Below are 13,445 nucleotides of genomic sequence, written 5' to 3' on the forward strand. Positions count from 1 at the left end.
CAGAGTGCCCCTAACCCGCCGAAGCGGACGCCGCCTGGTACGGCACCGGCGCGACGTGCTGACCTTCGCGCACGAAATCCTGCCCCTGCACGATCACCCGCGAGCCGGATGCGACGCCGTCCACCCACATCTGCGTCTGGCCGTCAGCCATCACATGCACCGGCACGAACTCAACGAGGTCCTGCGCGTTGACGATCCGCACGCCGAGCTCACCTGCGGCCGAGAACGTCAGCGACGAACGCGGTACACGCACGGCCTGGACCGGCGCCAGCGACAGCTTGACCTCGCAGGTGATGCCGTCCGGGATCGCGCCGTCCGCATTGTTGATCGCCACTTCCACGCGATAGGTCCGCGTCATCGCGCTGGCGGATTTCGAGACATGGCGCACGCGGCCCTTCGCGACCTGTCCGTCCACCAGCTTGATCTTGGCGTCGCCGCCAACCTTGACGCCGCCGAGCTTGCGTTCGGAGACCTCGACAATCGCCAGCATCGGATCGAGCGACACGAGCTGGGCAATTTCCTTGCCCGGTGACATCGGCTGACCGGCGACTGCGGGCACGTCGGTGACGATCCCGGCCCAGGGCGCACGAATGACGCCGCGGTCGCGCTCGGCCTCCGCCGCCGCCAATGCGGCAGCCGCCGTGCGGTACTGCGATTCCAGATTGACGCCATCGAGCCGCGGCAGGGTGCCCTGCTCGATCAGCTTGCGGCGCGCCTCGAGCTCGGCTTTGCGCTGGTTCATCAAGGCGGCCGCCTGCTCGACCTGTGCCTCGCGCGCCTCGTCCGAAAGCACCGCGACGATTTCGCCTTCCTGCACCGCCTGGCCGCGCTTGACGTTCAGCTTGTCGAGAAGTCCGCTGGTGCGCGAAGTGATCATCACCTTGTGCTCGGCCTCGGTGCGGCCGGAGAGATAGAGCTGGCGCACATGTGGCGCGACGTCCGCGGTGATCACGCTAACGCGAAACAGCGGTGCGGCCGGCTGCGCCGCCGGACGATTGGCCGCCGCGCTTTCACCTTGACCGTGCGGCCCGAGATGGCCTGAGAAAATCCACGCCGCAGCGACCGCCACCAGGCCAACCGCCGCGTACCGGCTCCCCTTCATGACTTCACCCTCCGGCTCAATTCATTCTGCAGGGCTGGCTTTCCGAGCAAGTCTTCGACCATCTTGAAAACCAGTGGCAGCAGGCGCTCCACCTTGAAGTCGGGATCCGCGACCTGGCGCATCGATAGCCCATCGGCCATCACCATCAGCATGGTGGCGGCGCTCTCGTAATCTGCCTTCGGATTAATTTCGCCGCGCTCGGCGGCACTCCGCAGCAGCTTCACCAGCCGCGCCTTCACGTCGTCTTCAAGGTCACGAAACAGCTTCGCGATCGCCGGGTTACGCCGGCACTCCGCCATGATCTCCATGCAGAGATCGAGCTCCGAGCCACCCCGCTCCACCATGCAGACCTGTGCCATGGCGGCGAGCCCTTCGTAGAAGGAGGGCGCGTTCTCCACCGCGTCGAAATCCGCTGCAGTCTGCAGGCGAAAACGCTCGGTGATGCCGGCGATGATCGCCTCCTTGGACGGGAAGTAACGATAGAGATTGCCCGGACTCATGCCGGCGGCCTGGCAGATGTCGTTCATCGACGTCTGGTGGAAGCCGGCGCGGGAAAAGCACTGCTCGGCCGCATCCAGAATCGTCGACCGCCGGTCGATCTGGTGTTTGAGGTTGGCCGTTCGCATAAAATGGTGCACTGCGCTAAATGAGAATGATCGTTCATTCTCATGATCGCCGCGAGAAGTCAATTTTGATTTAAAATGGCCAAAAATCGCCCCGAGCCGGCCATTGTTCACCATTCGGCCACGGTCGCTATGCAACAAGCGCCGCGAAGGTTTGGGGGTTCGATGAAGCGATCGGGATTCGGGCTGTGTGCCCTGTTGCTGCTTGCGGGGTGCGCGGGCGACCGTGAACCGCCCGCCGGCCAGCCGGCCTTCTACATCAGCATGGCCAATCCGAATGCGCAGCTCGACAGCAATGTCGCCGCATCGATGATTTCCGGCTATCGCCAGAATAACGGCCTGTCGGCCGTCGCCATCGACCCACAGCTGACGCAAGCGGCCCGCGCGCAGGCCGAGGCGATGGCGCGGCGAAACAAACTCGACCACGACGTGATCGGCGGACTCGGCAAGCGAGTGAAATCGTCAGGCTTCGATGCAGCGATCGCGGTCGAGAACATCTCGGCCGGATACCACACGCTGGCCGAAGCTTTCTCAGGTTGGCGCGACTCGCCCTCGCATCGTGCCAACATGCTGAAAAGCGGCGTGACCCGAATGGGAATCGCCGCCGTCTACTCGCCGGAGAGCAAATATAAAGTGTTCTGGGCGCTGATCCTCGCCGAGCCGGACCGGCCGAGCTGAGGCATTTACTGAAATGGCGCACTGGATAGGATCCACATGCGATCGTGATCCGCGTGGCCTCGCAGTACGGTAGACATCGGCGTGACGCCGCGTGAGTATGCATGCGATGACCGATGCAGTTGCGCCTTCGCTGTCCGCGCCATGTCCGGCCGACGCCAGGCGCGTGCTGGTCCTGCAGGGCGGCGGCGCGCTGGGATCGTATCAAGCCGGCGCCTATGACGCGCTTTGCACCCATGGTTTCGATCCGGCATGGGTCGCCGGAATCTCGATCGGCGCGATCAACGCAGCGATCATAGCCGGCAATCCGAAAGAACGACGCGTTGCGCGCCTGAAGGAATTCTGGGAGCTGGTGTCGTCGCCGGTGATGTGGCGGCCGATCCTGAACGGCGAGCAGTCGCGCTCGCTCTTCAACGAAGCCAGCGCGGCCTTCATTGCGACCTTCGGCGTCCCCGGCTTCTTCACACCGCGCGTGCCACCGGCACCGCTGTGGCCGCGCGGAACGCCGCAGGCGATCAGCTACTACGACACCGCCCCGTTGCGCGAGACGCTGGAGCGCCTGGTCGATTTTGATCTCATCAACTCCAAGCAGGTGCGCCTCAGCGTCGGCGCCGTGAACGTGCGCACCGGCAACTTCGCGTACTTCGACAACGCCACGCAGAAGATAGGACCCGAGCACATCATGGCGTCCGGCGCGCTACCGCCGGGATTTCCACCCGTCGAAATTGACGGCGAGCATTACTGGGACGGCGGGCTGGTGTCGAATACGCCGCTCGATTACGTGCTGGATCAGGAGAAGAACGAGGACCTGTTGATCTTCCAGGTCGATCTCTTCTCAGCGCGCGGGCCGTTGCCGGATTCGATCCTGGAAGCGAGCGAGCGCGAGAAGGACATCCGTTATTCCAGCCGCACCCGGCTGATTACCGACGCCAACAAAAAGCTGCACAACACGCGCAAGGCGTTGCGCGAGCTGATCACCCGCCTGCCCGAGGAGCTGAAGAGCGATCCGCTGGTCGCAACCTTGTCGGAGGCTGCGAAGGAGAACAGCGTCACGGTGGTCCACCTGATCTACAAGAGCAAGATCTTCGAGTCCGGTTCGAAGGACTACGACTTTTCCCGCATCGGCATGCTGGAACACTGGCGCGCCGGTGAAGAGGACGTGCGCGTGACCATGCAGCACCCCGAGTGCTTCGCCCAACCCCAGGCCGGCGAGACCATGGTCGCCTACGACCTGACCGGCGACGGCCGTCAACGACATCCGAAACAGACCGTAGAAGGAGCATCAAGTGGCTGATCTCAAGGGCAGGACCGCGGTTGTCACCGGATCGACCAGCGGCATCGGGCTTGCCATCGCGCGCAAGATGGCCGGCGCCGGCGCCAACGTCGTCATCAACGGCTTCGGCGACGCAGCTGCGATCGAAAAGGAGCGCGCTGCAATCGAAAGCGAGTTCAAGGTCAAGGCCGTCTATTCACCGGCCGATATGACCAAGCCTGCCGAGATCGCCGAGATGATCGCGCTCGGGGAGAAGACGTTCGGCTCGGTCGACGTCCTCGTCAACAACGCCGGCATCCAGTTCGTTTCGCCGGTCGAGGATTTCCCGATCGAGAAGTGGGATGCGATTATCGCCATCAACCTGTCGTCGGCGTTTCACGGCATCCGCGCCGCGATCCCGGGCATGAAGAAGCGCAAGTGGGGCCGCATCATCAATACCGCGTCAGCGCACTCGCTGGTCGCTTCCCCCTTCAAGGCAGCCTATGTCGCGGCCAAGCACGGCATCGCTGGCCTGACAAAAACGGTGGCGCTGGAAGTCGCGACCTACAAGATCACCTGCAACTGCATTTCGCCAGGCTACGTCTGGACGCCGCTGGTGGAAAAACAGATTCCGGACACCATGAAGGCTCGCAACATGACCAAGGAGGAGGTGATCAACGACGTGCTGCTGCAGGCGCAGCCGACCAAGGAATTTGTGACCTCCGATCAGGTCGCGGCGCTGGCCCTGTATCTGTGCAGCGACGATGCGAGCCAGATCACCGGCGCCAACCTGTCGATGGATGGCGGCTGGACGGCCGCGTAATGAGCCGCAATAGCGGAGGCGTTTAGTCTGCCCGGAGTCTAGCCCCCGGGTCGCTTCGCTCGCCCGGGCTACAGGCCGCTTCCAAACGGCAGCACGTGGAGGCCCAAGCGCGCGCGGGTGATCCAGAACAGCAGCGCCGATTCGACCACCAGTGAGATCGAGGTCGCAGCGGCCGCGCCGTAGATGCCGTAGCTCGGCACCAGGGCCACGCACAGGATCAGGTTCAAGACGAACGCAAGCGCATAGGCGAGCGCGCAGGCCTTCTGGTGTCCCAGCATGTTCAAAAGCCGCTCGACCGGTCCGACGGCGGAGCGCGCAATCAGGCCGACGGCGGCGACGAACATCGGCGCATATCCCGACGTGAACTGCGGGCCGAAGAGCCACAGCAGCGGCTTGCCGAACGCAAGCAGCAGGCAGGTCGCTGCGACCGATGGCCAGAACGTCCATCTGATGGAGTGCTGCAGATAGGCCGACAGCCGCGCGCGGTCACCGGCTGCATGATATTCGGCGAAGCGATGCGCGGTGGTCGCCGACATCGCGTAGTGGATGAACGACACCAGTGCCAGCGTCTTCACGACCGCATGGTAGATGCCGACCTCGTCCGACGACCGAAAGGCCTGCAGCACCAGGATGTCGACGTGACTCAGCAGCAGGTAGAAACCCTCGACCATCAGAATCGGCAGCGAAATCGCCAGCCAGCCGCGATAGTCGTAGTGGCGCGGCCCGGGTGCGACGACGCCCTTCAGCGACCGGTCGAGAAAGATCATCTGGCCGAGCGTGGCGACCCAGACGGCGATGGCGCTGAACGCCATCGCCTCGCCGGCGCCGACGTTTGCGCCGAGTGCGAACGCGCCGACGACGAAACCGATGATCAGCGCCTGGCGGAAAATGGATTGCGGCGTCAGCGCGAGGCGCATCCAGTCGTGGGAACGGGCGATGCCGTCCTGCACGTTGGCGAGCACCAGGGCGGGGAGGATCGTGCAGCCGATATAGAGCGGAACGACCGTGTTCGGCTCGATCCACGGTGACAGCAGATACACCAGTCCAGCCAGCACGCAGGAAGTGGCCAGCGAAACGGCGAAAGTCAGGTTGCGGCTGCCATACAGAAAACCGCGCAGCAGGTTGAGCTGGTTCTTGCCGCGATATTCAGGAATGACTTTCTGCGCGGAGACAGAGATGCCGAAATCCATCATGCTGCCGAGTAGGAGCACCCAGGTCCAGGCATAGACGTAGACGCCGTAATCTGCGCTTCCCATCCAGCGCGCGAGCAGGACGTGCGAGACATAGGCGAGGCCCGCGCTGGCCACACGGATGACGAAGATCATTCCCGCAAGACGTTTGGTCAGGGACGCGTCGCTGGAATCGCCGAGCGCTGCACGCAACCGCGCACGCAAGCCGACCGGCCCTGCCTCTTGACCGTCCATTGCCACCACAAATTCCCCGCGCATCCGGCCCGAAGAGAAGGCTAGCAACGATCTGTTAACGCTTGGTTGGGTGAGCGAGGCCCGAAATCAGTCCTCTGTCGTCCCGGCCAAGCAAAGCGCAGAGCCGGGACGACGCCGAGGAATGGCCGTTGACGGCGTCAATCTTCCTTCGCGCCGAAGCGGCTCATGTTTTTCAAGATGAAGGGGGCCACAAGCGCGATGAGGGCGATGGCGAGCAGGGTCGCCGAAATCGGGCTTTGCAGCAGGATCATCGGATCGCCGAGGCTAATCGAGAGCGCGCGCCGCAACTGGCTTTCCGCCATCGGCCCGAGGATCAACCCGACGACGACAGGTGCGATGGGAAAATCATAGCGCCGCATCAGGAAGCCGAGCACGCCGAAGCAGGCGAGCATCGTCAACTCGACGACGGACGGCTTGACTGCAATCGTCCCCATGGTCGCGAACACCAGAATGCCTGCGTAGAGCCACGCCTGCGGGATGGTCAGAAGTCTCACCCACAGTCCGACCAGCGGCAGATTGAGAACGAGCAGCATCAGGTTGGCGATGAAGAGGCTCGCGATCAGGCCCCACACCAGATCGGGCTTCTCGGCGAACAACAGCGGCCCCGGATTCAAGCCGTACTGCTGGAAACCCGCGAGCATCATCGCTGCGGTCGCCGATGTCGGCAGCCCGAGCGTCAACAGCGGCACCAGCGTGCCGGCGGCGGACGCATTGTTGGCGGCTTCGGGGCCTGCCACGCCTTCGATCGCCCCTTTACCGAAGTCTTCCGGATGTTTCGTCAGACGTTTCTCGGTGGAATAGGACAGGAAGGTCGGAATCTCCGCACCACCCGCCGGTAGCGCGCCGATCGGAAAGCCGAAGCCGAAGCCGCGCAGCCACGCCTTCCACGAGCGCTTCCAGTCCTCTTTCGTCATCCAGAGCGAACCGCGCACCGCCTCGATCTTCTCCTCGACCTGGTGCCTGCGCGAGGCGACGTACAACGCCTCGCCGATCGCAAACAGGCCCACCGCAAGCGTCGTCACCTCGACGCCATCGAGCAGCTCGGGCACGCCGAACGCAAGGCGCGGCTGCCCGGTCAGCTTGTCGATACCGACGAGGCCGAGCGTGAGGCCGATGAAGAGACTGGTCAGTCCCCGCACGGGAGAATTGCCGAACGTCGCCGAAACGGTCACGAACGCCACGCACATCAGCGCGAAATAATCCTCCGGCCCGAACATGACTGCGAGGTCGACCAGCCACGGCGCGACGAAGGCAAGACCTATGGTCGCCAGCGTGCCGGCCACGAACGAACCGATCGCGGCGGTGGCGAGCGCCGGCCCGCCACGCCCGGCCTTGGCCATCTTGTTGCCCTCGAGCGCCGTAGCCATCGACGCGCTTTCGCCCGGCGCGTTGATCAGGATCGCGGTGGTCGATCCGCCATACATGCCGCCATAGTAGATGCCCGCGAACATGATCAGCGAGCCGCCGGGATCGAGCTTGTAGGTGACAGGCAACAGCAGCGCGACGGTCAGCGCCGGCCCGATCCCGGGCAGCACGCCGACCGCAGTGCCGAGGAACACGCCGATCAGCGCGAACAGCAGGTTCATCGGCTGCAAGGCCACGGCCATGCCATTGGCCAACGCGGCAAACGTATCCATCGCGATGCCTCCGGCAGACGCTAGTGAGTGATAAACTCTAGTGTAGTCCTCGCGAAAGCGAGGACCCATATTCCAGAGCGTCCGAAGCTCAATCGCTGTCGCTCTGGAATATGGATCCCTGCGTTGGCATAGGCGAGCGAAGCGACGCCGTTCTTCGAACGGCTATGGATGACGCCGAGTGTCGTGGTGTCGGCTTTCGAACCGAAACTCATCGTTAGAACAATTGCTCGAGCGGGCCCGCCGGCAGGCTCAGCGTCAGAAGCTTGCTGAAGGCGAGATAGATCACGGTACCGATGACAAAGCCGATGACGAGATCGGTTATGACCGAACGGCGGCCGAACGCGGTCGCCGTGGCGGCGAACAGTACCGTCATCGCCGGAATGAAGCCGCCGCCAAGGCCGATGATAGCGATCATCATCGCAAGACCGGCGAGTATCAGCATCACCGGGCGGAAATCCATCGCCTCCGGTACAGCGTCGCCGCCGCGCAGCGCATTGACGAAATTGCCGACTGCGAGGAGGCCGAGACCGATGGCGACGACGATGGGCATCGCCTCCGGACCGAGGCCATAGACGACGTTCGCCTGAATGCGCAGCGCATCGACGACCAGCACCGCGGCAACAGCTGCCAGTGCCAGCGCGATGACGACGCCGGCGCGGTCGATGCCGCGCTTACCCTCGCCCGAGCGATCCGTCGCGGTCACGACTTCACGAGGCCGATGGATTTCAGCACGTCGGTGACGCGAACGGTTTCCTTCTTCAGGAAATCGGCGAAGGCGTCGCCGCCCAGATAGGCATCATCCCATCCCTTTTGCTTCAGGATGTCCTGCCACGCCGGCGACTTGACCATGCGCTCGACGGCGTCGCCCAGCACCTTCTTCTGTTCAGCCGTGATACCTGGCGCAGCGACGACCGAACGCCAGTTGGTCAGCACCAGGTCGACGCCCTGCTCCTTGAAGGTTGGAACGTCGATGCCCGGCCGGCGCTCCGGCGCGCTGATGCCGATCGCGCGAAGCTTGCCGGCCTTAATCTGGCCCTCGTATTCGCTGTAGCCGGAGATGCCGGCCGTCACCTTGCCGCCGAGGATCGCGGCGAGCGACTCGCCGCCGCCGGAGAACGGCACGTAATTCACCTTCTTCGGGTCCGCGCCGGCGGCGTCCGCGAGCAACGCGGCCATGATGTGGTCAATGCCGCCGGCCGAGCCGCCTGCAAAGGTCGCCTTGGCGATGTCGGCCTTCAGCGCGGCGGCCAGATCCTTCGCATTCTTGATCGGCGAGCTGGCCGGCACGACGACGACCTGAATTTCTTCGGTCAGGCGGGCGATCGGCGTCACCTGCTCGAGGGTGACCGGTGACTTGTTCATCGCCAGCGCACCGACCATGACGAAGCCGTTCACCATCAACTGGTTGCCGTCGCCCTTCGCCGTGTTGACGAACTGGGCGATGCCGACCGCGCCTCCAGCGCCGCCGACATTCGTGACCTGTGCGCTCTTGGCGATACCTGCGGTGACCAGCGCCTGCTGCATCGCGCGTGCGGTCTGGTCCCAGCCGCCGCCAGGGTTGGCCGGCGCCATGATCTTCAATTCAAGCGGCTGTTGCGACAGCGCGGGTGTAGCCACCAGCGCCCCCAGAAGCGCAAGTCCGGTCACACCAAGAAAAGCGTTGCGGATTGTCATGTCTGTCCTCCCACTGCAGCGCAGGACAGGATCTTTAGGCCGCCCGCGACGGAATGTCGCTAACCGGAAAAGCCGCCCGAGTCCAGAAACGCCTGCTCTTCTGCCGTCGTCGTCCGCCCCAGCAGGCGGTTGCGATGAGGGAAGCGGCCGAACCGGCGGACAATGTCCGCGTGGTGCACCGCCCATTTCGCGTTTTCGGTCTGACCCAGCGCTTCGAACAGGGCGACGCAACGCTCGTGGTCGGCCAGTTCCTCCGAATGCATGAACGGCATATAGAGGAAATTGCGCAGATCGGCCGGCAGGCGCGTATCTACGCCGCGCTCGACTGCACGCCGAGCGACGTCCTGCGCAAGCAGGTCGGTCGCATAAGTGCGCGGATCGTCACGGAACATGTTGCGCGGAAACTGGTCGAGCACGATCGCAAGTGCCAGCGCACCTTCATCGCTCTCCTGCCAATGCGCGAACTTGCCGGCGGCGGCCTCGGTCCAGAGATCAAGGAACTTTGCGCGGATCTCGGCGTCGAACGCCTCGTCCTTCTCCCACCAGCGTTTCTCGCCGGCATTGCGCCAGAACGAAAGCACATCTTCAGGCGAAATGTCGGTGCTCATTGCTTCTGCCTCCCGCGCGCTCCACCCTCCTTTGAGGAAACATGAGGGGCCCTTCAAGTGAAGGGTACCACGAAGCGCCGCCCGCTCACACAGCCGCGGTGGTCACGCCGCCATCGATGACGACCGTCTGGCCCGTCATGAAAGTCGATGCATCGGAGCCAAGAAATGCCACGGCACCGGCGATCTCGTGCGGCTCGCCGATCCGCCGTAGCGGCGAGGTGGCGTTGCGACGGTCGAGCAGTTCCTTGTCCTCCCACAGCGCGCGGGCGAAATCGGTCTTTACCAGGCCGGGCGCGATGCAATTGATGCGCACGTTCTTCGGTCCCCACTCGCCAGCAAGCGTGCGCGCGAGGGCAAAATCCGCCGCCTTCGACACCCCGTACATACCAATAGTGGTCGAGCCGCGCATGCCGCCGATCGACGAAATGATGATCACCGATCCGCCGCCGCGCGTCGCCATGTCCGGCATCACCAGATTGCAGAGCCAGATGTTGCTCTTGACGTTCGAGCCCATGATCTTGTCAAAGGCCTCGTCGGTCAGCGTCGTCATCGGGCCGTAATGCGGGTTCACGGCCGCATTGCAGACGAGGATGTCGATCTTGCCGTAATGCGCGTTGGCGTCCTTCACCAGTCGCTCGACTTCCTCCTTGCGACCGATGTTGCAGGGGATCACATGGGCGTCGCCGCCCTGCTCGCGAATGCCCTTGACCACCGCCTCGCAGGCCTCGGCCTTGCGGCTCGAGACAACCACCTTCGCACCGAGCTGGGCAAGCAGCTCAGCCGAGGCACGGCCGATGCCGCGGCTCGAACCGGTGACGACAGCGACCTTTCCCGTCAGATCGAACGGCGATTTCATTTTGTTTTTCTTCTTCCTCTTGAGCGCTCACCGGGCACGGGCGGCGCGAAAGACCGTAGCCCGGATGAAGCGAAGCGAATCCGGGGTCAGCAGCAGACCAATTGCGAGGCTGTCCCGGATCTCGCTGCGCTTCATCCGGGCTACAGACTCGTCGAACTTCAGTTCTTGAACAACCCGCCTTGGGCTGCGATCCGTCTCAGGTGGTAGTCGGCGTCGCCGAAGGTCGACTCGATCATGGTCAGCCGCTTGAAGTAGTGTCCGATCTTATACTCCATGGTCATGCCGACGCCGCCGTGCAGCTGGATCGACTGCTGGCCGATATACTTCAGCGAACGGCCGACCTGCACCTTGGTGGCGGCGATCGCGGTCGCGCGCTCTTCGGCGTTGTCGTAGGACACCGCCATGGTGCCGTACATGGTGATGCCGCGCGCCTGCTCGAGCGCGACGAACATGTCCGAGCCACGATGCTGCAGCGCCTGGAACTTGCCGATGTTCTGGCCGAACTGCTGGCGCGTCTTCAGATACTCGATCGTCGTCTTCAGCGACTCGTCCATCGCGCCGACCGCTTCCGAGCACAGCGCGATCCGCGCCTCGTCGACCACGCGTTCAACCAGCGGCAAGCCGTTCTCCGGATCGCCGAGAGCCGCGTCAGCGCCGACCTCGACCTGTTCGAAGGTGACATTGGCGGCGCGCAGACCATCCTGGGTCGGATAACCTTTCGCGCGCACGCCCTTGGCGTCTGCGGGCACAAGAAACACGCCGACGCCCGCGCGATCACGCTGACCGCCCTTGGTACGCGCAGTGACGACGAATGTGTCCGCGGTCTCGCCGTTCGCAACCACGAACTTCTCGCCGCTGATGACGTAGCCCGAACCCTTCTTCTTGGCGGCGGTCGCCACGTCGCCGAGATCGTACCGCGAGTTCTTCTCGAGCTGGGCAAAGGCAAGCGTCTTCGATCCGTCGATGATCGAGGGAATATGCGCCTGGCGCTGCGCATCCGAGCCGCCATGCCGCAGGAAGCCGCCGCCGATCACGACCGTTGCGAGATACGGCTCGACGACCAGCGCCTTGCCCATCGCTTCCATGACGATCATGGTCTCGATTGCGCCGGCGCCGAAACCGCCATCGGCCTCCGCGAACGGCAGGCCGAGCAGGCCCTGCTCGGCGAACTTCTTCCAGGCGTCGTCGCTCCAGCCCTTTTTTGCAGCGATGTTCTTCTTGCGCTGCTCGAAGTCGTAACCGTCGTTCAGCAGGCCTTCCACGCTATCCTTGAGAAGCCGCTGCTCCTCGGACAAATCGAAATCCATTTTGACTCCTTGGACTCTCAGACAAGGTCATCGACCCGGATGATGCGTTCTATGTCTTGTCATCACCGGGCTTGACCGATAGCCGTTCGAAGAACGGCGTCGCTTCGATCGCCCATGGTGATCCTGCTTAGGCGGGCGGTGCCTCCCTGAGCGGGATGGCCGGGTCAGGCCCGGCCATGACAGCGGTGGTAGTGGCAGCATGCGAGCCGCCTTGGACTCACAGCCCCAGCACCGCCTTGGCGATGATGTTGCGCTGGATCTCGTTCGAGCCGCCGTAGATCGACACCTTGCGGTAGTTGAAATACCCGGGCGCGATCATCGTGGTCCAGTCGTCCAGCTCGTTCGAGCCGTCGCTTTCGCCGGTGTTGGCAGGTGCTGCAAACGGGCCGATCACGTCCATCATCAACTCGGTGGTCGCCTGCTGCAGCTCGGAGCCCTTGATCTTCAGAATGGACGACGCAGGATCCGGCTTGCCCTTTTCACGATGCTTCTCGCCGGCGACGACCCGCATCTGGTTCATCTCGAGCGCCTTCAGCTCGATCTCGACGGCAGTCAGCTTTTCGAGGAAGCGCTGATCCTCGATGATCGGCTTGCCGCCGCTCTGCACCTGCGCGGCGAGCTGACGGATGCGGCGCAACCGCTCCTTCGAGGCGCCGATGCGGGCGATGCCGGTACGTTCGTTGCCGAGCAGGAATTTGCCGTAATCCCAGCCCTTGTTCTCCTCGCCGACGAGGTTGGCGACGGGGACCTCGACATTGTCGAAGAACACCTCGTTGACCTCATGCCCACCGTCGATGGTGATGATCGGGCGAACAGTGATGCCGCGGGACTTCATGTCCACCAGCAGGAAGGAGATGCCCGACTGGCGGTTCTTCGCATTGGGATCGGTGCGGACCAGGCAGAAGATCCAGTCGGCGTGCTGAGCAAGCGTCGTCCAGGTCTTCTGGCCGTTGACGACATAGACGTCGCCCTTGCGCTCGGCCTTGGTCTTCAGCGACGCAAGGTCGGAGCCCGCGCCGGGCTCGGAGAAGCCCTGACACCACCAGTCGTCGAGATTGGCGATGCGCGGCAGGTAGTATTTCTTCTGCTCCTCGTTCGCCACGTTGAACAGCACCGGCCCCAGCATGTTGACGCCGAAGGCGAGCGGCTGCGGTGCCGGCGCAAGCTGCAGCTCCTCATTGAAGATATAGAGCTTCACCGCGTCCCAGCCGGTGCCACCCCACTCCTTCGGCCAGTGCGGAACGGCCCAGCCCTTTTTGTTGAGGATACGCTGCCAGGTGACCATGTCCTCCTTGCTGAGGTGGCGGCCTTCCTGAAGCTTCTTCCTGGTCTCGGCCGGGACAGCCGTCTTGAAGAAGTCCCGCACTTCCTGGCGAAACGCCACTTCTTCCTTGCTGTAGCTCAGATCCATGATCGTTCTCCTTAAAGCTTTGGATAGCGACG

General features: G+C 63.6%; 13 protein-coding genes. 3 read left to right on the forward strand and 10 right to left on the reverse strand.

What is annotated here, in order from left to right:
• Positions 1-10 precede the first annotated feature (10 nt).
• Positions 11-1,102: an efflux RND transporter periplasmic adaptor subunit gene (locus RCO31_RS05000; RefSeq protein WP_308967138.1), complete on the reverse strand. Its 1,092-nt coding sequence runs from the start codon at positions 1,100-1,102 to the stop codon at positions 11-13.
• Positions 1,099-1,842, reverse strand: a complete 744-nt coding sequence (locus RCO31_RS05005; protein ID WP_308967139.1) for a TetR/AcrR family transcriptional regulator — start codon at positions 1,840-1,842, stop codon at positions 1,099-1,101. Before RCO31_RS05005 ends, RCO31_RS05000 begins: the two co-directional genes overlap by 4 nt.
• Positions 1,843-1,890: 48 nt before the next feature.
• Between RCO31_RS05005 and RCO31_RS05010 the strand changes: the two genes are divergently transcribed.
• From RCO31_RS05010 to RCO31_RS05020, 3 genes are all read left to right on the forward strand, one after another.
• On the forward strand, positions 1,891-2,403 hold the full coding sequence (locus RCO31_RS05010) for a CAP domain-containing protein (protein WP_308967140.1): 513 nt from the start codon (positions 1,891-1,893) through the stop codon (positions 2,401-2,403).
• 106 nt (positions 2,404-2,509) lie between these two features.
• Complete coding sequence (locus tag RCO31_RS05015; protein WP_308967141.1) at positions 2,510-3,694, forward strand: patatin-like phospholipase family protein; 1,185 nt, start codon at positions 2,510-2,512, stop codon at positions 3,692-3,694.
• Positions 3,687-4,475 carry a 3-hydroxybutyrate dehydrogenase gene (locus RCO31_RS05020; RefSeq protein ID WP_308967142.1) on the forward strand — a complete coding sequence of 263 codons (789 nt, stop codon included), beginning with the start codon at positions 3,687-3,689 and terminating at the stop codon, positions 4,473-4,475. Before RCO31_RS05015 ends, RCO31_RS05020 begins: the two co-directional genes overlap by 8 nt.
• Positions 4,476-4,543: 68 nt before the next feature.
• Here the strand turns inward: RCO31_RS05020 and RCO31_RS05025 are convergent, their stop codons facing one another.
• From RCO31_RS05025 to pimC, 8 genes are all read right to left on the reverse strand, one after another.
• Complete coding sequence (locus tag RCO31_RS05025; RefSeq protein ID WP_308967143.1) at positions 4,544-5,899, reverse strand: flippase; 1,356 nt, start codon at positions 5,897-5,899, stop codon at positions 4,544-4,546.
• Between the two features lie 158 nt (positions 5,900-6,057).
• Positions 6,058-7,557, reverse strand: a complete 1,500-nt coding sequence (locus tag RCO31_RS05030) for a tripartite tricarboxylate transporter permease (protein WP_308967144.1) — start codon at positions 7,555-7,557, stop codon at positions 6,058-6,060.
• Between the two features lie 214 nt (positions 7,558-7,771).
• Entirely contained in the window at positions 7,772-8,260 is a 489-nt protein-coding gene (locus RCO31_RS05035; RefSeq protein ID WP_308967145.1) for a tripartite tricarboxylate transporter TctB family protein, read from the reverse strand.
• Positions 8,257-9,231, reverse strand: a complete 975-nt coding sequence (locus RCO31_RS05040; protein ID WP_308967146.1) for a tripartite tricarboxylate transporter substrate-binding protein — start codon at positions 9,229-9,231, stop codon at positions 8,257-8,259. The genes RCO31_RS05035 and RCO31_RS05040 overlap by 4 nt, the downstream gene beginning before the upstream one ends.
• A 59-nt stretch (positions 9,232-9,290) precedes the next feature.
• On the reverse strand, positions 9,291-9,839 hold the full coding sequence (locus RCO31_RS05045) for a DUF924 family protein (protein WP_308967147.1): 549 nt from the start codon (positions 9,837-9,839) through the stop codon (positions 9,291-9,293).
• 85 nt (positions 9,840-9,924) lie between these two features.
• Entirely contained in the window at positions 9,925-10,695 is a 771-nt protein-coding gene (locus RCO31_RS05050) for an SDR family oxidoreductase (RefSeq protein WP_308967148.1), read from the reverse strand.
• Between the two features lie 158 nt (positions 10,696-10,853).
• On the reverse strand, positions 10,854-12,002 hold the full coding sequence (gene pimD / locus RCO31_RS05055) for a pimeloyl-CoA dehydrogenase small subunit (RefSeq protein WP_308967149.1): 1,149 nt from the start codon (positions 12,000-12,002) through the stop codon (positions 10,854-10,856).
• A 217-nt stretch (positions 12,003-12,219) separates the two neighbouring features.
• Positions 12,220-13,413, reverse strand: a complete 1,194-nt coding sequence (gene pimC / locus RCO31_RS05060) for a pimeloyl-CoA dehydrogenase large subunit (protein WP_308967150.1) — start codon at positions 13,411-13,413, stop codon at positions 12,220-12,222.
• Positions 13,414-13,445: the final 32 nt, after the last annotated feature.

Origin of the sequence: Bradyrhizobium sp. LHD-71, assembly GCF_031157255.1 — a bacterium.
In the GTDB taxonomy this organism is placed as follows: domain Bacteria; phylum Pseudomonadota; class Alphaproteobacteria; order Rhizobiales; family Xanthobacteraceae; genus P52-10.

Coding starts and splice junctions, on each gene's coding strand:
- RCO31_RS05025 (WP_308967143.1), bottom strand. CDS start 5,899: ATGGACGGTCAAGAGGCAGGGCCGGTCGGCTTGCGTGCGCGGTTGCGT.
- RCO31_RS05000 (WP_308967138.1), bottom strand. CDS start 1,102: ATGAAGGGGAGCCGGTACGCGGCGGTTGGCCTGGTGGCGGTCGCTGCG.
- RCO31_RS05040 (WP_308967146.1), bottom strand. CDS start 9,231: ATGACAATCCGCAACGCTTTTCTTGGTGTGACCGGACTTGCGCTTCTG.
- RCO31_RS05045 (WP_308967147.1), bottom strand. CDS start 9,839: ATGAGCACCGACATTTCGCCTGAAGATGTGCTTTCGTTCTGGCGCAAT.
- RCO31_RS05010 (WP_308967140.1), top strand. CDS start 1,891: ATGAAGCGATCGGGATTCGGGCTGTGTGCCCTGTTGCTGCTTGCGGGG.
- RCO31_RS05030 (WP_308967144.1), bottom strand. CDS start 7,557: ATGGATACGTTTGCCGCGTTGGCCAATGGCATGGCCGTGGCCTTGCAG.
- RCO31_RS05005 (WP_308967139.1), bottom strand. CDS start 1,842: ATGGTGAACAATGGCCGGCTCGGGGCGATTTTTGGCCATTTTAAATCA.
- RCO31_RS05050 (WP_308967148.1), bottom strand. CDS start 10,695: ATGAAATCGCCGTTCGATCTGACGGGAAAGGTCGCTGTCGTCACCGGT.
- pimC (WP_308967150.1), bottom strand. CDS start 13,413: ATGGATCTGAGCTACAGCAAGGAAGAAGTGGCGTTTCGCCAGGAAGTG.
- RCO31_RS05015 (WP_308967141.1), top strand. CDS start 2,510: ATGACCGATGCAGTTGCGCCTTCGCTGTCCGCGCCATGTCCGGCCGAC.
- pimD (WP_308967149.1), bottom strand. CDS start 12,002: ATGGATTTCGATTTGTCCGAGGAGCAGCGGCTTCTCAAGGATAGCGTG.